This window comes from Streptomyces sp. NPDC085932, assembly GCF_044540525.1.
In the GTDB taxonomy this organism is placed as follows: domain Bacteria; phylum Actinomycetota; class Actinomycetes; order Streptomycetales; family Streptomycetaceae; genus Streptomyces; species Streptomyces levis.
In genome coordinates this window covers 1,463,267-1,484,695 of record NZ_JBITSJ010000001.1, presented here as the reverse complement: position 1 = coordinate 1,484,695, position 21,429 = coordinate 1,463,267, and the positions used below count along the sequence as shown (strand labels likewise).

19 protein-coding genes are annotated in these 21,429 nt (G+C 73.1%); 10 read left to right on the top strand and 9 right to left on the bottom strand.

Annotated features, from left to right (window positions below; genetic code table 11):
* The first annotated feature begins 185 nt into the window (after nt 1-185).
* The 4 genes from ACIGAQ_RS06220 (at nt 186) to ACIGAQ_RS06205 (ending at nt 4,001) form a co-directional block, all read left to right on the top strand.
* A complete protein-coding gene (locus ACIGAQ_RS06220) occupies nt 186-1,292 on the top strand; it encodes an XdhC family protein (protein ID WP_399779505.1) in 1,107 nt (368 codons plus the stop codon).
* A 157-nt stretch (nt 1,293-1,449) separates the two neighbouring features.
* Nucleotides 1,450-1,782, top strand: coding sequence for a putative quinol monooxygenase (locus ACIGAQ_RS06215; protein WP_311684789.1), 333 nt, complete (start codon nt 1,450-1,452; stop codon nt 1,780-1,782).
* A 132-nt stretch (nt 1,783-1,914) separates the two neighbouring features.
* A complete protein-coding gene (locus ACIGAQ_RS06210; protein WP_311684788.1) occupies nt 1,915-2,922 on the top strand; it encodes an NADP-dependent oxidoreductase in 1,008 nt (335 codons plus the stop codon).
* Between the two features lie 26 nt (nt 2,923-2,948).
* Nucleotides 2,949-4,001: an alcohol dehydrogenase catalytic domain-containing protein gene (locus ACIGAQ_RS06205; RefSeq protein WP_399779503.1), complete on the top strand. Its 1,053-nt coding sequence runs from the start codon at nt 2,949-2,951 to the stop codon at nt 3,999-4,001.
* Between the two features lie 29 nt (nt 4,002-4,030).
* Here the strand turns inward: ACIGAQ_RS06205 and ACIGAQ_RS06200 are convergent, their stop codons facing one another.
* Complete coding sequence (locus tag ACIGAQ_RS06200; RefSeq protein WP_311684784.1) at nt 4,031-4,540, bottom strand: metallophosphoesterase; 510 nt, start codon at nt 4,538-4,540, stop codon at nt 4,031-4,033.
* 95 nt (nt 4,541-4,635) lie between these two features.
* Here ACIGAQ_RS06200 and ACIGAQ_RS06195 point away from each other — a divergent pair, with 95 nt between their 5' ends.
* From ACIGAQ_RS06195 to rfbC, 3 genes are all read left to right on the top strand, one after another.
* A complete protein-coding gene (locus ACIGAQ_RS06195; RefSeq protein ID WP_399779501.1) occupies nt 4,636-6,702 on the top strand; it encodes a DEDDh family exonuclease in 2,067 nt (688 codons plus the stop codon).
* 169 nt (nt 6,703-6,871) lie between these two features.
* The gene (locus tag ACIGAQ_RS06190; RefSeq protein ID WP_399779499.1) at nt 6,872-8,815 is read left to right on the top strand and encodes a glycosyltransferase family 2 protein; all 1,944 of its coding nucleotides are present in this window, start codon (nt 6,872-6,874) and stop codon (nt 8,813-8,815) included.
* A 4-nt stretch (nt 8,816-8,819) separates the two neighbouring features.
* Nucleotides 8,820-9,428, top strand: a complete 609-nt coding sequence (gene rfbC, locus ACIGAQ_RS06185; RefSeq protein ID WP_399779497.1) for a dTDP-4-dehydrorhamnose 3,5-epimerase — start codon at nt 8,820-8,822, stop codon at nt 9,426-9,428.
* Nucleotides 9,429-9,484: 56 nt separating this feature from the next.
* Here the strand turns inward: rfbC and ACIGAQ_RS06180 are convergent, their stop codons facing one another.
* From ACIGAQ_RS06180 to ACIGAQ_RS06150, 7 genes are all read right to left on the bottom strand, one after another.
* Nucleotides 9,485-10,288, bottom strand: coding sequence for a class I SAM-dependent methyltransferase (locus tag ACIGAQ_RS06180; protein WP_311684778.1), 804 nt, complete (start codon nt 10,286-10,288; stop codon nt 9,485-9,487).
* Nucleotides 10,275-11,162: a dTDP-4-dehydrorhamnose reductase gene (gene rfbD, locus ACIGAQ_RS06175; RefSeq protein ID WP_399779494.1), complete on the bottom strand. Its 888-nt coding sequence runs from the start codon at nt 11,160-11,162 to the stop codon at nt 10,275-10,277. The genes ACIGAQ_RS06180 and rfbD overlap by 14 nt, the downstream gene beginning before the upstream one ends.
* Nucleotides 11,159-12,139 carry a dTDP-glucose 4,6-dehydratase gene (rfbB, locus tag ACIGAQ_RS06170; RefSeq protein WP_362282468.1) on the bottom strand — a complete coding sequence of 327 codons (981 nt, stop codon included), beginning with the start codon at nt 12,137-12,139 and terminating at the stop codon, nt 11,159-11,161. The genes rfbD and rfbB overlap by 4 nt, the downstream gene beginning before the upstream one ends.
* A gap of 19 nt (nt 12,140-12,158) precedes the next feature.
* Entirely contained in the window at nt 12,159-13,226 is a 1,068-nt protein-coding gene (locus tag ACIGAQ_RS06165) for a glucose-1-phosphate thymidylyltransferase (protein WP_311684773.1), read from the bottom strand.
* Between the two features lie 103 nt (nt 13,227-13,329).
* Complete coding sequence (locus tag ACIGAQ_RS06160) at nt 13,330-13,503, bottom strand: hypothetical protein (protein ID WP_311684771.1); 174 nt, start codon at nt 13,501-13,503, stop codon at nt 13,330-13,332.
* A gap of 190 nt (nt 13,504-13,693) precedes the next feature.
* Entirely contained in the window at nt 13,694-14,113 is a 420-nt protein-coding gene (locus ACIGAQ_RS06155; RefSeq protein ID WP_399779491.1) for a CBS domain-containing protein, read from the bottom strand.
* 73 nt (nt 14,114-14,186) lie between these two features.
* Entirely contained in the window at nt 14,187-15,122 is a 936-nt protein-coding gene (locus tag ACIGAQ_RS06150; protein ID WP_399779490.1) for a LysR family transcriptional regulator, read from the bottom strand.
* 153 nt (nt 15,123-15,275) lie between these two features.
* Between ACIGAQ_RS06150 and ACIGAQ_RS06145 the strand changes: the two genes are divergently transcribed.
* Nucleotides 15,276-15,971 (top strand): type 1 glutamine amidotransferase domain-containing protein, encoded by a 696-nt coding sequence (locus tag ACIGAQ_RS06145; RefSeq protein ID WP_399779488.1) that lies wholly within the window; start codon nt 15,276-15,278, stop codon nt 15,969-15,971.
* A gap of 5 nt (nt 15,972-15,976) precedes the next feature.
* Here the strand turns inward: ACIGAQ_RS06145 and ACIGAQ_RS06140 are convergent, their stop codons facing one another.
* On the bottom strand, nt 15,977-18,427 hold the full coding sequence (locus ACIGAQ_RS06140) for a SpoIIE family protein phosphatase (protein ID WP_399779486.1): 2,451 nt from the start codon (nt 18,425-18,427) through the stop codon (nt 15,977-15,979).
* Nucleotides 18,428-18,613: 186 nt separating this feature from the next.
* On the opposite strand from ACIGAQ_RS06140, the gene lanKC reads away from it, so the two are divergent.
* Nucleotides 18,614-21,262 carry a class III lanthionine synthetase LanKC gene (lanKC, locus tag ACIGAQ_RS06135; protein WP_399779484.1) on the top strand — a complete coding sequence of 883 codons (2,649 nt, stop codon included), beginning with the start codon at nt 18,614-18,616 and terminating at the stop codon, nt 21,260-21,262.
* A 32-nt stretch (nt 21,263-21,294) separates the two neighbouring features.
* Nucleotides 21,295-21,411 carry a SapB/AmfS family lanthipeptide gene (locus ACIGAQ_RS06130; protein ID WP_094056783.1) on the top strand — a complete coding sequence of 39 codons (117 nt, stop codon included), beginning with the start codon at nt 21,295-21,297 and terminating at the stop codon, nt 21,409-21,411.
* The last annotated feature ends 18 nt before the right edge of the window (nt 21,412-21,429 follow it).

The following is a 21,429-nucleotide window of genomic DNA, read 5'->3' as shown; positions in this document are numbered from 1 at the left end:
GTCATGTCCTTCGAAGAGAGAGCTGTCGCTGACTGGGGGGACATGAACGCAGTGCGCATCCGGCTCTCCTCGGGACTCCATGACGTGGTCGACCCGAGCAGTGCAGCAGACCGGCCCTGCGGGCCACAACGGAATTAACCGCCGCCGGGGTACCCGGCGGGGTGCGCGACGGAGAGGAGCGGCTCGTGCGTGACGTCCTTCCGGTGCTCGGCGGCTGGTACGCGGCCGGGCTTCCGTTCGGCCTCGCGACGGTCGTCGAGGTCAGCCGCAGCGCGCCACGCGACCCGGGCGCGGCGATGGCGGTGGGGCCCGGCGAGGAGGTCGTGGGCAGTGTGTCCGGGGGCTGCGTCGAGGGCGCGGTGTTCGAACTGGCGCAGGAGGTGGTGGCGAGCGGCGGGGCCCGGCTGGAGACCTTCGGCTACAGCGACGAGGACGCCTTCGCCGTCGGTCTGACCTGCGGCGGCGAGATCACGGTCCTGGTGCGGGCCGTGACGCCGGAACGCGATCCCGCGTTCGGCGCGGTCGCCGACTCCGTCGCGGCGGGCGAACCGGTGACCGTGGCCACCGTCACCGACGGACCCGCGCGGCGCGGGGTGGTGCTCGCCGTCTGGCCGGACCGGGTGCTCGGCACGCTGGGCGCGAGCGGCCTGGACGCGGCCGTGACGGCGGACGCGCGTGGGGAGCTCGCCCTCGGCGCGACCGTTCTGCGGCACTACGGCCCCGACGGGCAGCGCCGGGAGGACGACGTCGCCGTCTTCCTGCAGTCGTTCGCCCCTCCGCCGCGGATGCTGGTCTTCGGGGCGATCGACTACGCGGCGGCCGTCGCCCGGATCGGCGGTTTCCTCGGCTACCGGGTCACCGTCTGCGACGCCCGCCCGGTCTTCGCCACGCCCCGCCGTTTCCCCGAGGGCGTGGAGGTGGTCGCGCAGTGGCCGCACCGCTATCTGCGCGAGACGGACACCGACGACCGCACGGTGATCTGCGTGCTCACCCACGACCCCAAGTTCGACGTGCCGCTGCTGACGGAGGCGCTGCGCCGGCCGGCCGCGTACATCGGGGCGATGGGCAGCCGCCGTACCCACGACGACCGGGCGGCCCGGCTGACCGAGGCCGGGCTGACCCGGCGGGAACTGGCGCGGCTGCGCTCACCGGTGGGGCTGGACCTGGGGGCCCGTACGCCGGAGGAGGTGGCGGTGTCCGTGGCCGCCGAGATCGTGGCGCTGCGCTGGGGCGGCAGCGGCGCGCCGCTGTCCGTCACGGAGGGGGCAGTGCATCCGCCCCGGTCCTCCTGATCACCCGGGCGCTCCCCGCCACACCGCCGGGACGCCGGGACGCCGGGACGCCGGGTTCGTACGATCGTGTCGCCCTACCAGCGCGTCCAGCGCACGCATCACGTCCACCACATCCAGCACATCAGCGCATCCAGCACATCTCAGCGAAGGGCATCCCATGATCTTCATCACCGCCAAGTTCCGGGTCCGTCCCGAGCACGCGGACCGCTGGCCCGAGATCACCGCCGACTTCACCCGGGCGACGCGCGCCGAGCCCGGCTGCCTGTGGTTCGACTGGTCGCGCAGCGTGGACGAGCCGTCGGAGTACGTCCTGGTCGAGGCCTTCCGCGACGACGCGGCCGGAGCAGCGCACGTGCAGTCCGCGCACTTCCAGGCGGCACAGCGGACGTTGCCTCCGCATCTGGCCGAGACGCCGCGCATCGTGAACGCGAACGTGCCGCAGGACGACTGGTCGCTCCTCGGGGAGATGGCGGTGCCGGACCAGGAGTAGTTCCCCGACAACGGGACGGTCGCCGGCACGAGCCGTAAGTCGTGGCGGACGGGCTCTTGCCTCGCACGGCGTGGCGCCCGTACGCTCACGCCGTACCGACTGGACGGTATGCCGCCGAGGGAGTCGCCGCACATGAGCAGGATCAACCGCCGGATACGCCTGGCCGCCCGTCCCGTGGGAGAGCCTCGTCCCACCGACTGGCGGCAGACCGAGGAGCCGGCCGGGGAGCCGGGCGACGGGGAGTTCCTGGTACAGGTGCTCTACCTGTCGATCGACCCGGCCATGCGCGGCTGGATGAACGCGGGCAGGTCCTACATCCGCCCCGTGGAGGTCGGTGAGGTGATGCGGGCCGGCGCGGTGGGCCGGGTGATCGCCTCCCGGCACTCCGGGTTCGCGGTCGGCGACCACGTCTCGGGCACGTTCGGGGTGCAGGAGTACTGCGTGTCGGACGGGCGCGGCGTGACCAAGGTCGACCCGGCGGCGGCCCCCTTGCCGACCTACCTCGGCACGCTCGGCATGTCGGGCCTGACGGCCTACTTCGGTCTGATCGAGGTCGGGCGTCCCGAGCCGGGGCAGACCGTCGTGGTCTCGGGGGCGGCCGGGGCCGTCGGCAGCGTCGTCGGGCAGATCGCCAAGATCCTCGGCTGCCGGGTCGTCGGCATCGCCGGTGGCGAGGCCAAGTGCCGGATGGTGGTGGACGAGTTCGGGTTCGACGCCGCGATCGACTACCAGAGCGAGGACGTCCGCAAGGCGCTGCGCGAGCACGCCCCCGACGGGGTGGACGTGTACTTCGACAACGTCGGCGGCGACGTGCTGGACGCCGTGCTGCTGCGGCTGGCGCGCGGCGCCCGCGTGGTCGTCTGCGGAGCGATCTCCCAGTACAACAGCACCAAGCCGCAAGGTCCCGCCAACTACCTTTCCTTGCTGGTGAACCGCGCCTCGATGACGGGCATCGTGGTGTTCGACTACGCCGACCGCTACGCGGAGGGCATCGCGCGGATGGCCGCGTGGCGGGCCGAGGGCCGGCTGAAGTCCCTGGAGGACGTGGTGTCCGGCTCGGTCGCGGACTTCCCCGACACCCTGATGCGCCTGTTCCGCGGTGAGAACCACGGCAAGCTCGTGCTGAAGATCGCGGACTGACGGAACCGAGGGGCGGGAGAGATCCGATGAAGGCACTGACCTACCACGGCCGTCACGACATCCGCTACGGGGAGGTCCCCGACCCGGTCGTCACCGGCCCCACCGACGCGGTGGTGCGGGTGACCGCGGCCGGCATCTGCGGCAGCGACCTGCACATCTACGACGGCCACGGGTTCAGCCCGGAACTGGGCTACACACCGGGACACGAGTGCGTCGGCGTGGTCGTCGACACCGGCGGCCAGGTCACCCGGGTCAAGCCCGGCGACCGGGTGCTGGTGCCCGCCTCCGTCGGCTGTGCGCGGTGCCGGCAGTGCGCGGCCGGGTTCACCGCCCGCTGCGAGTACGCCGAGTCGGGCACGGACCTCTGCTACGGGGTGAGTCCGAAGCTCCCGGGCAGCCAGGCGCAACTCCTGGCCGTGCCCTGCGCCGACGTCAATCTCGTGCCCTTGCCCGAGGACATCTCCGACGACGCCGCCGTCGTCCTGACGGACAACGCCCCCACCGCCTGGTACGGCTGCCGCCGTGCCCGCATCCAGCCCGGTGAGACCGTCCTGGTCGTCGGCCTCGGCCCGGTCGGCCTGATGGCCGCCCAGTCCGCGTTCGCCATGGGCGCGGCCCGGGTGCTGGGCGTGGACCTGGTCGCGGAGCGCCGCGCCTTCGCCGCCGGCCTGGGCGTCGAGCCGGTCGAGGGGGACGACACGCGGGCGGCGATCCGGGACATGACAGCCGGCCGTGGGCCGGACGCCGTGGTGGAGGCGGTGGGTTCCGACGCCACGATCCAACTCGCCCTCAAGGCCGTGCGGCAGGCCGGCCGGGTCAGCGTCATCGGGGTCAGCCAGAACAAGGCCTTCCCGTTCCACATGTACCTGGCCCAGGTCAAGGAACTGGAGTTCGCCATCGGGCTGTGCTCCGTGCACTACGAACTGCCTCCCCTGATCGCCCTCACCCGCGCCGGCCGGATCAGGCCCGAGGTCGTGGTCTCCCACCGCTTCGCCCTCTCCGAGGGCCCGGCCGCGTACGGACTCTTCGTGAGCCGCTCCGACGGCGTTCGCAAGATCCTTCTCGACCCGACGGGCTGACCCCGCCCGGCCGCTCCCGGACGGGCCGTTCAGCGGGGTGCGCGGGACGGCAGCCGGTGCAGTTCCACATCCGTGAGGAGCCCGTCGGCGACCGTGGCCGTCATGTACGTGCAGTGCGGCTGACGGCGGCGGTCCGTCGGGGAGCCCGGGTTGAGCAGGCGCAGGCCGGTCGGGGCCACGGTGTCCCAGGGGATGTGGCTGTGGCCGAAGACCAGCACGTCCAGGTCGGGGAAACGGGCGGCGCACCGCTGCTCCCGGCCCTGCCGGGCGCCCGTCTCGTGGATCACGCCGAACCGCACCCCTTCCAGCTCCGCATAGGCCACCTCCGGAAGCCGGGCGCGCAGCTCCGCCCCGTCGTTGTTGCCGTACACCCCGACGAGCCGGCGGCAGCGGGCCTCCAGCAGATCGAGGGTGTCCGTGTCGACCCAGTCCCCGGCGTGGAAGACGACGTCGGCGTGCGGGAGTTCGTCGAGCAGGGGGCCGGGCAGGCTCTTGGCCCGCTTGGGCAGATGGGTGTCGGACATCAGGAGCAGTCGCACGTCCTCACTCTAGAGGGTGCCGTTCGATCTCCACTTATACGGATGAATCGGCATCCGGGTTGAAGGGCCGGTGAAGATCCCTCCATCCTTCCCCCATGTCTCTCCTCTCCCCCGCCTTCGATGCGTCCGGCCTGCGCGACTACGCCCACGACTGGGCGGTGGTCGACGTGGAGACGTCCGGACTGGTCGCCCGCCGGGACCGGGTGCTGTCCCTCGCCGTGGTGGTCCTGGGCCCGGACGGGGAGCAGACGGACGAGTTCTCGACGCTGCTCGACCCCGGCTGCGATCCGGGGCCGGTGCACGTCCACGGTCTGACGTCCGAGAGGCTGCGCGATGCTCCGGCCTTCGACCAGGTCGCGCCGCGGATCGCGGCGATGCTCCGGGACCGGGTGCTCGTCGCGCACAACGCCCAGTTCGACTACGACTTCCTCGCCCACGAGTTCGCCCGTGCCGGCACCGCGCTGCCGGTGACTCGTCGTCTGTGCACGCTCGCGCTGAACCGGCGGGTCGATCCGCCGACCGAGGATCTCCGGCTGGGCACGCTCGCCGCCCACTACGGTGTCCATCAGGTCAGGGCGCACGACGCGCTCGACGACACCCGGGTGCTGGTGGGCGTGCTGCGTGAATCGCTGCGGGAGGCGGCGCGCCTGGAACTGCCGCTGCCGTTCGTGTCCTGCCCGCCCCGCCAGGATCCCCGGTTCGCTCCCCGCACGCCCAAGACGCCCTGCGCATACCGCAATCCGGGACGGCCGGAGCCGGGCGGGCCCCTGGTGCAGGGCATGAAGGTCGCGATCACGGGTGAGACGCGCAGGCCACGCGCGGAGCTGGAGCGGCAGGCCGTCGAAGCCGGGCTGAACGTCATGGGGTCCGTCAGCCGGCACACCAGCGCCCTGGTCACCAACGACGCCTCGTCGGGCTCCGGCAAGGCACGGCGCGCCCGGGCCGAGGGCGTGCCGGTGCTCGACGAGTCCACGTTCGTCGCGCTGCTCGCGGACGTCAGACCGGGAACCCCGCATGAGCGCACCCGCAGCTCGCACGCCACCATCCCGTCGCCCGCGACGCCCACCACCACGAACCCCGCGCACCCGGGCCCGGCACGCGCCGACACGACACCTGAGCGCCCCGGCCCGGTTCCCGCCGTCACGGCCCCTGGGCAACCCGGCCCGACGCCCGCCGTCGCAAACCCCGCACCACCCGGCCCGACGCCCGCCGTCACGAACCCCGCAGCACCCGGCCCGACGCCCGCGGCCACGACCCCCGAGCGGCCCGGCCCGGTTCCCGCGGCCCTCACCCCGCCCGGTCCGGCGGCGCCGGCTCCGGCCGCGTCACCGCACCCGGCGCGCCCGGTCGCCGGGGACCGTCCCCTGGCCGGCCGGCGCGTGCTGGTGCTCGGTGGTACGCACCCCGAAGCCGTCGCGGCCCGGGCCAGGATCGTCGCGCTCGGCGGGGCGGCGGCGATCAACCTCTCCTCCAGCGTCACCGACGTCGTCCTCCTGGACGGCGGCGAGCGGGACCGGCGGATGAAGCGGATCACCGCCCTCGCGTTCCCGACACACGGCGCCGCGTGGCTCGACGCCCCGGTCATCGCCCCGCTCCCCCGGCGGAGCGGCGGGCCGGCGGCACCACGCGTCCTGCCACGCGGTGGCGTCATCGACCTGCCCCAGCCGAGCGGGTCCGCGCCGGCGGTCCCCTGGACCGTCACCGCGGCCTGGGCGCAGCAGACGTCGTGCGAGATCGACGTGGTCGCCTTCGTCGTCGACGACGACGAACAGGTCTGCTTCGACGAGGACTTCGTCTTCTACGGCGCACCGGAGAATCCCGGCGGGACGGTGCGGCTGCACAGCGACGGGCCGACCGAGCAGACGATCGGCGTCGATCTCGCCGCCCTGCCGCCCTCGGCCCACAAGGTCGTGGTCGCCGCCGCCATCGACGGCTCGCCCACCTTCGGCGACGTCGGCGCCATCCACATCAGCTCCGGGCCGGGCCCCAGCGCCGCACCCCTGGTCCAGGCCACTCTGGACGCGGCGACCACCGAGCGCACCCTGCTGCTCGCCGAGCTCTACCGCCGCGGCCCGCTGTGGCGCCTGCGCACCGTGGGGCAGGGGTACGACCAAGGGCTGGACGCCCTCGCCCGGAGCTACGGTGTGGAGGTCGCCGACTGAACCGCTTTGACCGCGAACAGACAGACACCGCAGCTCAGTTGCCGTGGGGCGAGATGATCACGGCGAGGTCTCGAAAGGTGGGGCGGCCTCGCCGAGCGGGTTAGCATCGGGCAACACGCAGTACAACAGGACGTCTACGGCAAGCGACCCGAAGGGGCCCGGAAACCCGATGCCGGTCAAGGTCAGCGTCATCGTCCCCGTGTACAACCCGGGGATCTACATCGAGGACTGCATCTCCTCGCTGCAGCGGCAGTCGCTGCCTCCCGACGAGTACGAGGTGATCTTCGTCGACGACGGCTCGACCGACGGGACCCCGGCCCGGCTCGACGCGCTCGCCGCCGAGGACCCCCGGATGAAGGTCATCCACCAGGAGAACTCCGGCTGGTCGGGCAAGCCCCGCAACGTCGGCATCGAGGCCTCCCGGGGCGAGTTCGTGATGTTCGTCGACAACGACGACTACCTGGGCGACGAGGCCCTGGAGCGGATGTACGACTACGGCGTCGCCCACGGCGCCGACGTGATCGTGGGCAAGATGGCCGGCAAGGGCCGCGGGGTGCCGGTGGAGCTGTTCCGCCGCAACCACCCCCGCGCCACCGTCGAGAACGCCCCGCTCATCGACAGCCTCACCCCGCACAAGATGATCCGGCGGGCCTTCCTCGACCGCATCGGCCTGCGCTTCCCCGAGGGCAGACGGCGTCTGGAGGACCACGTCTTCATCGCGGAGGCGTATCTGCGCGCGGAGAACGTCTCCGTGCTCAGCGACTACGTCTGCTACTACCACCTCAGGCGCGACGACGGGTCCAACGCCGGTTTCGAACGCTTCGACCCCGTCGGCTACTTCAGGAACCTGCGCGAGGCCCTCGACGTCGTCGAGCGGTACACCGAGCCCGGCCCGGTGCGCGACCGGCTCTTCCGCCGCTGGCTGCGCGTGGAGATGGTGGAGCGGCTGCGGGCCCGGCGGTTCCTGAAGCTGCCGGACGACTACCGCCGGGAGCTGTTCACCGAGATCCACGAGGTCGTCGTCGAGCGTTTCGGGCCCGGTGTGGCGGCGGGTCTGCAGCCGACGCAGCAGGTCGTCGCCGCGCTGACGGCCGCCGACCGGTACGACGACGTGGTGGCGTTCGCGCAATGGGAGGCGGGCGTCGCTCCCCGGGCGACCCCCCTGGACGTCGAGTGGCGGGACGGCTCGATCAGCATCGGCTTCACGGCCGAGTACGTCTCCGCGGGCGAGCCGATGGTGTTCCCGGCCGACGCCGAGGCCTCGCCGCTGACCGACGCGCCGAAGGACGTGACCGAGGCGGTGCGGTGGGTGGCCTCGGAGACCGCCGCGCGTTTCGGGCAGGCCACGGCCGATCTGCTGCTGCGGGAGCGCTCCAGCGCCGCGCAGTACTTCCAGCCGGTGGAGTTCACGCGCGAGACCGTGCCGGCCGAGGACGGCGAGGAGGTGCGGCTGGTGCTGCGGGCGACCGCCACCGTCGACCCCACGGCCCTGCCGGCGGGCGGTGTCTGGGACGCGCTGGTCCGGGTCAAGCTGGGCGGCTGGACCAAGGAGTGCCGGCTGGGCCCGGCGCCCCGGGAGGACCGGCCCGCGCCGGGTGCCGGTGTCGTCGGCGACCGCACGGCCCTGCCGTACTGGACGCAGCCGCACGGCAACCTCTCCCTGGAGTTCGGCACCCGCGGCAAGCGGCTCGGGCTGGGCGCGGTGCGGCGGACGGACGTCACCGTCTCCGGCAGCCGTTTCCAGGTCCCTCTTCCGCTGCACGTCCCGGGGGAGACGGAGGCGCGGCTGCGGCTCGTCTCCGCCAGCCGGTTCTTCGACGCGCCCGGCGTCCTCTCCCCCGCCCCGGGCGGAACGGGGTCCGTGCTGGCGGCGGACCTGCCGGCCGATGACCTCGCGGACGGTGTCTGGCGCGTCGCGCTGTGTCCGGCCCCGGGTGGCGAGCAGCCGCGCTTCACCGGCCTGCCGTTCGCCCTGCGCGCCGTGGACGGTGAGGTGCGGGTCGTCGAGGTGCCGCGGCCCGGAGTGGCGCTGCGGCTGGCGCGGCGGGCGCGGCGCGTGCTCGGCACCGCGCGCCGCACGGTGTTGTCCCGTATCAGGACCGGAGGAAAGTGACGGAATGCGACCACTGGGGATAGAAGGCGCCTGGGTTCTGGAGCCCAAGGTCTTCCCGGACGACCGGGGCAGCTTCCACGAGTGGTTCCGGGGCGCGGAGTTCCGCGAGGCGACGGGCCGCGACCTGTCCCTGGCCCAGGCGAACTGCTCGGTCTCCCGGCGGGGTGTGCTGCGCGGCGTGCACTTCGCCGATGTGCCGCCGAGCCAGGCCAAGTACGTCACGTGCGTACGCGGCGCCGTCCTGGACGTGGTGGTCGACATCCGTGTCGGCTCTCCCACCTACGGCACGTGGGAGGCCGTCCGGCTGGACGACGACTCGCGTGCCGCGGTCTTCCTGGCCGAGGGCCTGGGCCACGCCTTCATGGCGCTGACCGACGACGCCACGGTGGTGTACCTGTGCTCGGCGGGATACGCCCCGGAACGCGAACACGGCATCCACCCGCTCGACCCGGCCCTCGGCATCGAGTGGCCCGAGGACGTCACACCGGTGCTGTCCCCCAAGGACGAGCAGGCCCCGACGCTGGCCGAGGCGGAACGGCAGGGCCTGCTGCCGTCGTACGAGGCGTGCCGTGCGTACTACGAGGAGCTGCGCGGCGGCCGGCGATCCGGCTGACGGGCACGGACGACGACGCCGGCCGCCCCCTTCCGGGGCGGCCGGCGTCCGTGTTGTCAGCGGCTGACGCCGACCTGCTCCAGGGCCTTGCGCAGGGGCTCCCAGCCCACGGAGCGCGGCAGGCCGCGGTTGCGGGCCTGGGCCAGCGGGCGCCAGAAACCGGCTTCCAGGAGGGCTTCGGGGCGGACCGCGCCGGCCCGCTCCAGGATCGCCTCCGGGACCTTCTGCGGGTCCGGGACCTTGTACTCCGCCATGATCTCGTCGTACTTGTCGTGCAGGACCGTGTTCTTCGGGTCGGCGCCGAAGACGACCAGCTGGCCGGTGGGCGCGGTGTCCACCTGGACGGTCACCAGGTCGGGGCGGTAACGCGCCAGCACCTCGGTGATCTTGAAGACGTCTCCGGTCCAGGCGTTGGTGTGCCGGTCCCGGGCCGCCTCGTCGACGCTGCGCGGCAGCATGTCGTCGAGGACGATCACGCTGGACCAGTCCGAGTACTTCTCGACGTTCATGAAGTCGCGCAGCGCGAACTCGAACAGGTGCATGCCGTCGATGAAGGAGAGGTCGAGCGTGGTGCGGCGCCAGTACCCGATCGGGCTGCGGCCCCGGCGCAGGTTGCGCAGCGGGTGCCGGCCGCCCTTGAGGTGCTGGAGCGGATTGTCACGGGCGAAGAAGTCGTCGCTGGTGGCCTTCACCAGGTGGACGTCGCACTTCAGCTCCGAGACCACCTTGAAGGCGGGGTCGATCGCGATGCTGGGGACGCGGGACAGCGTCAGGCTGCGCCCGTCGTTGACGCCGATCTCCAGGTAGTTGCGGTTGGCGCTGACCTTGTGCAGTTCCCGGAGGAACTCATGGCGTTTCACGAGGAAGACCTTCCTTGCGGATGCGGGGCAGTGCTTCGTGCAGGGCGGAGCGCCACTCGCGCGGCAGCGGCAGGCCGATCTCCTGCCACCGGTCGTGCGCGAGGGCGCTGTACGCCGGGCGGGGCGCGGGCCGCGGGAAGGCCGCGCTGCTGGTGGGGCGCACCCGGTCGGGGTCGGCGCCGATGAGGGCGAACACCTCGCGGGCCAGCACGTACCAGCTGGCCTCGCCGGAGCTCGTGGCGTGGAAGACACCGTGCGCGCCGGGGCCGATCCGGGGTCCGAGGTCGGCGATCCGCTCGGCGACGTCCGCGCTCCAGGTGGGCTGGCCGCGCTGGTCGTCGACGACGTCGAGGGTGTCGCGGCGCGCTTCGAGGTCGATCATGGTCCGCACGAAGTTGCCGCCGTGGGCGCCGTACAGCCACGCCGTGCGCACGACCGCGCTCGCCCCGGGGAGTTCCTCCAGCACCGCCTGCTCGCCGACGAGCTTGGTGCGGCCGTAGGCGGTGCGCGGTCCCGTCGGGTGGTCCTCCGGGTAGGGGGCGGTGCGGGACTCGCCGGAGAAGACGTAGTCCGTGGAGACGTGGATCAGCCGGGCGCCGTGCGCGGCGCAGGCCCGGGCGAGCAGGCGCGGGCCCGTGCCGTTGATCTCCAGGGCGCGGGCCTCGTCGGTCTCGGCGTCGTCGACGGCCGTGTAGGCGGCGCAGTTCACCACGAGGTCGGGGGCGTGCTCCCGGACGGCCGCGTCGACGGTCGCGGAGCGTGTGATGTCCAGGGCGGCGCGGTCCAGGGCCACGACCGTCTCACCGCGCCGGGTGAGCTCCTCGACGACGTCGTGCCCGAGCATCCCGCCCGCGCCGGTGATCAGCCACTTCATGCCCGCTCCTGGGCGACGCGCCGCTTCAGGGGCTCCCACCAGGCGCGGTTGTCGCGGTACCAGGCGACGGTCTCGGCGAGGCCGGTGGTGAAGTCGTGGCGGGGGCGGTAGCCGAGTTCGTCGCGGGCCTTGGACCAGTCGACGGAGTAGCGCAGGTCGTGGCCCTTGCGGTCCTCGACGTACTCCACCCGGTCCCAGCCCGCGCCGCAGGCGTCGAGGAGCAGGCCGGTGAGCTCCTTGTTGGTGAGCTCGGTGCCGCCGCCGATGTTGTAGACCTCGCCGGGCCGGCCCTTGGTGCGCACGAGGTCGACACCCTGGCAGTGGTCGTCGACGTGCAGCCAGTCGCGGACGTTGCGGCCCTCGCCGTACAGCGGCACCGTCAGCCCGTCGAGGAGGTTGGTGACGAAGAGCGGGATGACCTTCTCGGGGAACTGGTGCGGGCCGTAGTTGTTGGAGCACCGGGTGACGCGGACGTCCAGGCCGTGGGTGCGGTGGTAGGCCAGGGCGAGCAGGTCGGAGGAGGCCTTGGAGGCCGAGTACGGGGAGTTCGGCTGCAGCGGGTGGGTCTCCGGCCAGGAACCGGTCTCGATGGAGCCGTAGACCTCGTCGGTGGAGACGTGCACGAACGGGCCGGTGCCGTGGCGCAGGGCGGCGTCCAGCAGCGTCTGGGTACCGAGCACGTTGGTGCGGACGAAGTCGGCGGCACCGGTGATCGAGCGGTCCACGTGCGACTCGGCGGCGAAGTGCACGATCTGGTCGGCTTCGGCCACGAGCTTGTCGACGAGTTCGGCGTCGCAGATGTCGCCCTGGACGAACTCCAGCCGCGGGTGGGTGAGTTCGAGGTTGTCCAGGGTGCCGGCGTAGGTGAGCTTGTCCAGCACGGTGACGCGCGGCGCGTCGGGGGCGTCCGAGGCGAGCAGTGCGCGCACGTAGCGGGAGCCGATGAAGCCGGCGGCGCCGGTGACGAGGAGGTTCATGAAGTGATCCGCACCTTGCTCATGAAGTGATCTGCACCTTGCTGTGGTCTCCGAGGACGAACCTGTGGGCGCTGGGGACGCTGGGCGCCGGAGTCACCTCGACGTGCCGGCCGATCAGCGAGGACTCGATCCGGCCGACGCCCTGGATCGAGGAGTCCCGCAGCACGATGGAGAACTCCAGTTCGCTGTCGGTGATCCGGCAGTTCTCCGCGACGGAGGTGAAGGGCCCGACGTAGGAGTTGCTGACGAACGTGCCCGCGCCTATGACGGCGGGGCCGACGATGCGGGAGTTGACGATCCGCGCGCCCTCCTCGACGACGACCCGCCCGATGGTCTGCGAGGCGTCGTCGACGTCACCGTCGATGCGGCGCTCCATGCCTTCGAGGACCGTGCGGTTCACCTCCAGCATGTCGCCGACGTTGCCGGTGTCCTTCCAGTAGCCCTTGATGACCGTGGAGCGCACGTCGGCGCCGGAGTCGATGAGGTGCTGGATGGCGTGGGTGATCTCCAGTTCGCCGCGCCACGACGGTTCGATGGCGCGGACCGCCTCGTGGATGAGGGGCGTGAACATGTAGACGCCCACCAGGGCGAGGTCGCTCTTGGGCTGCTGGGGCTTCTCCTCCAGCCCGGTCACCTGGCCGGAGGCGTCGAGTTCGGCGACGCCGAAGGCACGCGGGTCGGCGACGCGTGTGAGGAGGATCTGCGCGTCGGGCCGGTGGGTGCGGAACTCGTCGACGAGGCCGGTGATGCCGCCGACGATGAAGTTGTCACCGAGGTACATCACGAAGTCGTCGTCGCCGAGGAACTCGCGGGCGATCAGCACCGCGTGGGCCAGCCCGAGGGGCCGCTCCTGGGGGATGTAGGTGACCTTCAGGCCGAACCTCGACCCGTCCCCCACCGCCTCCTCGATCTCCGCGGCCGTGTCCCCGACGATCATGCCCACGTCGGTGATGCCGGCGTCGGCGATCGACTCCAACCCGTAGAACAGCACGGCCTTGTTGGCCACGGGCACCAGTTGCTTGGCCGACGTGTGAGTGATCGGCCTGAGCCGTGTTCCTGCACCGCCGGACAGCACGAGAGCCTTCATTCAGCTCACCTTAGTCGCCATCCGGCGGTTGTGAACATCACTTCTTTCGGTTGTCGACGCGCGCAGTTACCCGGCGCGTCACCGAGCGGTTCTCGCGGAGCGGTCAGTCCTCGCCCCGGACGATGTTCCACTCCGGCCCGGAGTGCGTGGTTCCGGGCGTGGCCCGGTCCTCCACGGCGGGGAGGCAGGTGCGCAGCGCGGCCTTGCCGCGCAGGCGGCGTGCCGTCGACCAGCCGGTCTCGGGCCGGCGGACGGCGGTCTTCTCAGGGGTGTCCATGGGCGTCACGACTCATCATCTTCCTTCTGCATCCGCAGGTGTTCGAGTCCCCGGGGAGGGACCGGACAAACGCGGGTGCGGGCGCCCGGGCACCGTCCCCCGAACCCTCGGCCCCGCCGCGCTGTTCACCGCGGCGTGCGACGGCCCCGCGCACGGGCGGGTGCGCGGGGCCGTCGGGCGGTCGCCGTGGTCAGGTGTTGGGACGCGCGGCGCTGATGTCGCCGAGCGCCGACTCCGGGTCGCGTTCCATGGCCAGATCGCCGAGGGAGACGATGCCCACGGGGTGCCCGTGATCGACGACCGGGATCCGGCGCACGGAGTGCTCGCGCATCAGTTCCACCGCCTGGCCGAGGTCCTCGTCGGGGCCGACGGTGACCAGTTCGTCGCTGCAGGCCCCGGCCACGGTGATCTCCTCGGGGTCGCCGCCCCGGCTGACACACCGCACCACCAGGTCGCGGTCGGTGACCACACCGCGCAGATCGTCGCCGTCCGTCACCAGGACGACTCCGAGGTCCTCGTCGCGCATGAGGCGCGCCACCTCGGCGACGGAGGTCTGCGGCTCTACGGTGACCGGATTCCCGGTCATGATGTCGCGGACGTGCTGAGCCATGACGTTCCTCTTCCTTCGGCTCGTGCGGTTGTCTCCGTCTTGCGCGGTCCGGGTACCCGGGCCGGGCGCGGGATCACCAGGTGCGTCCGGCCTCCCGCAGACGGTCGCGGACGAGGGCGACGTGCGGGTTGGCGGAGGTGCCGGGCCGCTGGACGAGGTAGCCGGTGTTGATCGGCGCGTCCTCGGGGGTGCCCAGGGGGACCAGGGCGCCGGACGCCAGCTCCCCGGCGCACAGGTAGCGGGGCAGGACGCTGAAGCCGGCTCCGGCCGTGACCAGCGCCAGGACGGCCCTCAGGTCCGGGACCGAGACGGCGGCCCGGCAGTTCAGCCGCCGGCCGAAGACGTGCCGCCAGTAGCGGCGCACGATGGGCAGGTCCTCGGCGTACGCGATCAGCGGCACGCCGTGCAGCGCGGCGGGCCCCTCGGCGGCGAGCTGCGCTCCGACGCGGTCGGCCCAGACGGGGGCGGCGACCAGGACGAACTCCTCGTCCGTCAGCGGCACCGCCGACAGGGTGCGGCCGCGTGGCCGGGTCGTGGCGATCACCAGGTCGTGCCGTCCGGCGCGCAGCTCGTCGAGCAGCGGTTCGGTCAGCCCCGTGGCGACGCGCAGCCGTACGCCCTCGGTGACGAGCGGGGCCAGGGCGGGCAGGGCCCGGGTGGACAGCAGTTCGGCGGGCCCGGCGAGGTGGACCGGCTCGGCGCGCGCCTCCTGCCGGGTGCCGTGCCCGGTGGCCTCGGCGAGCGCGTCGAGGGGGGCCGCGACACGGGCCGCGAGTTCGTCGGCCACGGCCGTCGGGGCGACCCCGCGCGGCAGCCGTTCGAACAGCTCACGGCGGGTCTGGCGCTCCAGGGAGCGGATCTGCGTGGTGACCGTGGGCTGCGACAGGCCCAGGAGCTGCGCGGCGGCCGTGAAGGAGCCGGACCGGTAGACGGCCAGGAAGGTGCGCAGGAGGTTGAGGTCGGGTTGCGCGGGTGTCCCGGCCGTGCCGAGGGGGTCCAGGGGTCTCACGTGATCCGAGCCTACTCGCCCCTGCCATGCGGATTCCTATGGCAGCCATCGGTTTCGCCATTGGAAAACCTGGGGTCGGGGTGCCTACGGTCGTCCCTGTCCGAACCATCGCCGCGCTGTCCCACCGCGGCCGTCCCATGGAGATGCACCACCATGTCGAAGATCCTCTTCGTCGTCACCGGCGCCGACAGCTGGACCCTGGCCGACGGCTCCGAGCACCCCACCGGCTTCTGGGCCGAGGAGGCCGTCGCCCCCTACGAGGCGTTCCGGGCCGCCGGCCACGAGGTCGTCGTGGCCACGCCCGGCGGTGTCGTGCCCACCGTCGACCGGGCTTCGCTGGCTCCCGAGGTGAACGGGGGCCAGGAGAACGCCGACCGGATCGCGAAGGCGCTGGAGTCCTTCGCCGAGCTGCGCAGCCCCCTGCGTCTGGAGGACGTCCGGCTGGACGACTACGCGGCCGTCTTCTACCCCGGCGGACACGGCCCGATGGAGGACCTCGCGGTGAACGCGGAGTCGGGCCGGCTGCTCGCCCGGGCTCTGGAGGCGGGCCTCCCGCTCGGTGTGGTCTGCCACGGGCCGGCGGCGCTGCTGGCCGCGGCGGGGGCCGACGGCCGGAACGTCTTCGCCGGGTACGAGGTCGCGGCGTTCACCAACGCCGAGGAGATCCAGGGCGGACTCGCCGAGCGCGCGAAGTGGCTGCTGCAGGACCGTCTCACCGAGGCGGGCATCACCGTGCGGGCCGGTGAGCCGTGGGCCCCGCGGGTGGTCACCGACCGCAACCTCGTCACGGGCCAGAACCCGGCCTCTTCGGCACCGCTGGCGCAGGAACTGCTGAAGCGGCTGGGCTGAGGCGCTCAGCGCCCCAGCACCAGTTCCGCCCACACCTGCTTGCCGCCGCTGACCGGCAGGGTGCCCCAGGTCACCGAGAGGGCCTCGACGAGGAGGATGCCGCGGCCGCCGGTGGCCTCCCAGCCGATGCTGGTGGGGCGGACCGGGGTGCGCGGGGAGGCGTCGGCGACGGCGACCCGCAGGCGGTTGTTGATGAGGGTCAGGTCCATGCGGACCCGGCCGTCGGTGTGGACGAGGGCGTTGGTGACGAGCTCGGAGACCACGACGAGCACGGCGTCGTGGTCCTCGGTGACGCCCCAGGAGCGCAGGGTGCGCCGCACGAAACGGCGGGCCTGCCCGACCGCCTGCGGGACCCGCCACACCGTCCAGCTCTCCCGCAGCGGGCGGGTGTCCATGCCGTCGTAGCGCATCAGGAGCAGCGCGACGTCGTCGCTGCGCCGGGCCTCGCCGAGCAGGGCGTCGGCGACGAGTCCCAGGTCGACGGGGGCGGCCTCGGCCAGCCGGCCGGCCAGGCGGTCCATGCCCTGGTCGATGTCGGCGTCGGGCGTCTCGACGAGGCCGTCCGTGGCCAGGGCGATCAGGGTGCCGGGCGGCAGCCGGAGCGGGCTCATGGGGAAGTCGGCCCGGGTGATCACGCCGAGGGGCGGGCCGCCCTCGGCCTCCGCGATCTCGGTGCGGCCGTCCGGGTAGCGCAGCACCGGCGGCAGGTGCCCGGCCCGCACGCACCAGGCGGCCCCCTCCTCCAGGTCGAGGTCGACGTAGCAGCAGGTGGCGAAGAGTTCGCTGTCCATGTCCATGAGCAGCCGGTTGGCGTGCGCGACCACCACGTCCGGCGGGTGGCCCTCGACGGCGTAGGCGCGCAGGGCGGTGCGCATCTGGCCCATGAGCGTGGCGGCGCCGGCGCTGTGGCCCTGGACGTCGCCGATGACGAGGGCGACGTGGTGGTCGGGCAGCGGGATGACGTCGTACCAGTCGCCGCCGAGTTCCAGCCCGGCCGTGCTGGGCAGGTAACGGGCGACGGCCACCGCGCCCGGCAGCCGGGGCAGGCGGCGCGGCAGCAGCTGGCGCTGCAGCATGCCGACGAGTTCGTGTTCGGCGTCGAAGGCCCGGGCCCGCACCAGTGCCTGTCCGGCGAGGCCGGCGCAGGCGGTGAGCAGGGCGCGCTCGTCGGCGCCGAAGTCGTGCGGGGCGTCCCAGCCGATCAGGCAGGCCCCGGCCATGCGGTTCCCGGCGGGCAGCGGCAGGACGGCGAGGCCGCCGGGACCCACCTCGCCGAGGGCGTGTTCCAGCGGGCTGCCGGCGGGCCAGATCCGGGCCCGGCCCTCGCGCAGCGCGGCGGCGAGGGTGGGCATGGCCCGCACGGGCGCGTCGGGCCACTCCCCGCGCCACTCGCTGCGCCACAGCTCGGGCCACGCCTCGGGTTCGGGCGGGTCGAGGACGGTGACGACGAGCCGGTCGCCCTCCAGCTCGGCGAGCGCGATCCGGTCGGCCCTGAGCGGCCGGCGCAGGGCCGCGACCACGGCCTTGCCGACGTCGCGGACGGTGACGGCGGTGGCCAGCGAGGCGGCCAGGCGCTGCACCCGTGCCACGTCGGTGACGTCGGAGCGCAGGGTGGAGGCGTCGGCCACGGTGCCCACGAGCCGCGCGGGCCGGCCCTCGCCGCCGGGCACCAGGCGCCCGCGCAGCCGCAGCCATTTCGGCGGGCCCGTGGGCTGGAGCACGCGGAACTCCAGCTCCCGGTCGCCGATGGACATGTGGTCGGCCTCCACCACCGACATCAGCGACGGCAGGTCCTCCGGCACGGTGAGGCCGAGCAGGGTCTCGACGCGGCCGTCGAAGTCGACGGGGTCGAGGCCGAACAGGTCCAGCAGGTCGTCGCCGACCCGGACGCGGCCGGTGTCCATGGCGAGGCTGAACGTGCCCGGCGGCAGGTCGGCGCCCTCGGCGGGCGCGGCCGGGGCGGTGTAGGCGACGGCCTCGGCGACGAGTTCCAGGCACTCGCGGTCGTCGGCGCCGAACCCGTCGGGGCGCTCGCTCACGGCCAGCAGGCAGCCGCCGCCGTTGCCACGCAACGGCAGGGCCGTCAGGTGGAAGTCCCGGGACGGCACGCGCCGGGACTGGGCGTGGGCGGCGAGTTCCGCCGGGCCCAGGGAGACCGTCCGCCCTTCCCGGTGGGCCACGGCGGCCGGGGACCAGCCGGCACGCGGGTACGCGTCGCGCAGTCCGTAGAGGGTTCTGGGCACCCCGGCCGACTCGACCAGGCACAGCAGTTCGCCGTCCTCGCCGGGCGTGTAGACGGCGGCGAACGCCGCTCCGGCGAAGACGAGTGCCTGTTCGAGGACGCGGCGCACCCGGTCGGGTGACTCCTGATCGGCCGCGACCGCTTTGAGGGCACCTTCGGCACGCAGCGTTCGCGTTCCGCGTTCTCGGGCGCCCGGACTGACCACGTTGGCCATTACAGCGCTAATGAGACACCCGCGCAGCCCCTGTGAGCGTTCCGTGCGCCGCTACTCACCCGTGCGCTCGAACGCTGTCGAACATGTCTTGACGCATGCGTTCCGCACGGTGACCTCGTGACAGCCGTGACTGTGCGGGCCCCTCGGCCGGCTGGAAGGCTCGGTGCTCGTCACGGAGGGGGACGCATGGACAAGCGGTACGAGGTGTACGCGCTGGCCGACCGGCATTTCTACGAGACGCCGGACCGGCTCGCGGACGGCGGGCAGGGGACGGCCGCGCCCCTCTACGAGACGGCCCGCCGACCGGTGCCCGAGGGCTGGGAGGCCGCGCGGATCGGCGACTGGCTGACGATGACGCCGCTCGGTCCGGACGGGAAGCCGGCACAGGGCCCGGCGCAGGGCTGGAAGATCCACGCCTCGGCGACCCGCGCGAACGCGGAGCGGATCGCCGGGATCGTGTGGGACTACTGCGTGGAACGGCGGATCCCCTTCAAGTTCGTCCCGGGACCGCACCTGCTGCACCTGCGCAACACCAAGTACGCGCCGCGCGACGGCAGCGGCAAGTTCGTCACCGTCTACCCGGACGGCGAGGAGCAGTTGCACGAGGTGCTGCGCGGGCTGGGCACGCTGCTGGAGGGGTTCGAGGGACCGTACATCCTCACCGACCTGCGCTGGGGCGAGGGACCGCTGTACGTCCGGTACGGCGCGTTCGCCCGCTCGTTCGTCGTGGACGACCGGGGCTCGCTGGTGCCGGCGGTGCGGGACGGCGAGGGACGCCTCGTCCCGGACCGGCGGTCGCCGTCCTTCCAGGTGCCCGAGTGGGTCACGCTCCCGGCGTTCCTCCAGCCGCACCTCGACGCGCGCAACACCACCACGGTCGGCGACCTGCCCTACCGCATCGAGAAGGCACTGCACTTCTCCAACGGCGGCGGGGTGTACGCGGGCACCGACACCCGTGACGGGCGCAAGGTCGTCCTCAAGGAGGGCCGGCCGCACGCGGGGCTCGCCTCGGACGGGGCCGACGCGATCGCCCGGCTGGAGCGCGAGCGGCGGGCGCTGGAGCAGGTCGCGGGCACCGGTGTGGTCCCGGAGGTGCGCGACTGGTTCGAGCTGGGCGGCCACCGCTTCCTGGTGATGGATTTCGTCGAGGGCCGTCCGCTCAACTCCTTCTTCGCGGAGCGGCACCCGCTGCTGGCGCAGGACCCCGACCCGGAGGCCGTCGCCTCGTACACGGCGTGGGCGCTGCGCGTCCACCGCAGGGTGGAGGAGGCCGTGGCGGCGGTGCACGAACGCGGCATCGTCTTCAACGACCTGCACGTCTTCAACATCATGGTCGCCCCCGACGAGGAGTCGGTCTTCCTGATCGACTTCGAGGCCGCAGCCCCGGTCGGGGAGAACGGCCGTCAGGTCGTCGCCCACCCGGGTTTCTTCGCGCCGCCGGACCGCCGGGGCGCGGACGTCGACCGCTATGCACTGGCCTGTCTGCGACTGGCCCTGTTCCTGCCGGTGACCACGCTGTTCGTGGTCGACCGCGGCAAGGCGGCGCATCTGGCGGAGGTGATCGCGCAGCAGTTCCCGCAGGTGCCGCGGGAGTTCCTCGACGAGGCGGTCGCGGAGATCACGCGGGAGGTGTCCGGCCGCACGCCGGCCGCCGCCTCCTCGCCGGTGGACCCGGGCGACTGGCCGTACAGCCGGGACTCGATGGTCAAGGCGATCCTCGCCTCGGCGACCCCGGAGCGGACCGACCGGCTCTTCCCCGGGGACGTCGCGCAGTTCTCCGACGGCGGCGGGCTGGGGATCGCGCACGGCGCGGCCGGGGTGCTGTACGCGCTGGACGCGATCGGCGCCGAGCGGTACGAGGAGGGCGAGCGCTGGCTGCTGGCCCACACCGCCCCGGCCCCGGTGGGCACGCCCCTCGGGCTGTACGACGGGCTCGCGGGCGTCGCGCTGGTCCTGGACCGGCTCGGGCACCGGCAGCGGGCCCTGGACCTGATCGAGGCGATCCTCGCGGAACGCTGGCAGAACCTCTCCTCCGACCTGCACGGCGGACTGGCCGGACTGGGCCTGGTCCTCGGGCAGCTGGCCCGCACCACGGGCGAGAGCGAACTGCGCGACCGGGCCGACGACGCCGCGCGGATCCTCGTGCACCGGCTCGCCGAGCCTCCCCCGGCCGCGGCACGCCGGCGCGCCGGGCTGCTGAAGGGCGCGACCGGACCGGCGCTGTTCCTGCTGCGGCAGTACGAGTGGACCGGCCAGGACGCCTGGCTGGAGGCGGCGGCCGTGGCCCTGCGCCGGGACCTGCAGTCCTGCGTGACCCGCGACAACGGCGCGCTGGAGGTCGACGAGGGCTGGCGGACCCTGCCCTACCTCGGCGACGGCAGCGCGGGTCTGGGCATGGTCCTCGACGACCTCGTCTCCCACGCACCCGCCCTCGCCGGGGAGTTCGCCGCCGCGCGCTCCGGCGTCCTCACCGCGGCCACCTCACGCTTCTACGCGCAGCCCGGGCTGTTCCAGGGCCGCGCCGGAATGATCCTGCACCTCAGCCGCACGACCGCGCCGGGCGCCACCCCCGGCCGGCTGGCCGGGCAGATCGCCGGGCTGGGCTGGTTCTCGATGGCGTACGAGGGCCAACTCGCCTTTCCCGGGCACCAGATGATGCGGCTGTCCATGGACCTCGCCACCGGAACGGCCGGGTGCCTGCTGGCGCTCGGCGCGGCCCTGGACCCGGCCGCCGGCGCCCACCTGCCGTTCCTCCCCCCGCCGCCGCACGGCGGCCCCCTCGACGCGGTTCCGCGCTCCCGCGGAGTCGTGACACCACCCCGTCCCCACGGATGACCACGGACGGACACCCGATGAAAGGACACACCATGGCACTTCTCGACCTGCAGACCATCGAGACGGAAGAGCGGACGGACGGCGGCGGCGCCAGCACCGTGAGCCTGATCTCCTGCATCAGCGCGGCGAGCGTTCTGCTCTGTCTCTGACCGACGGTCCGCGCACGG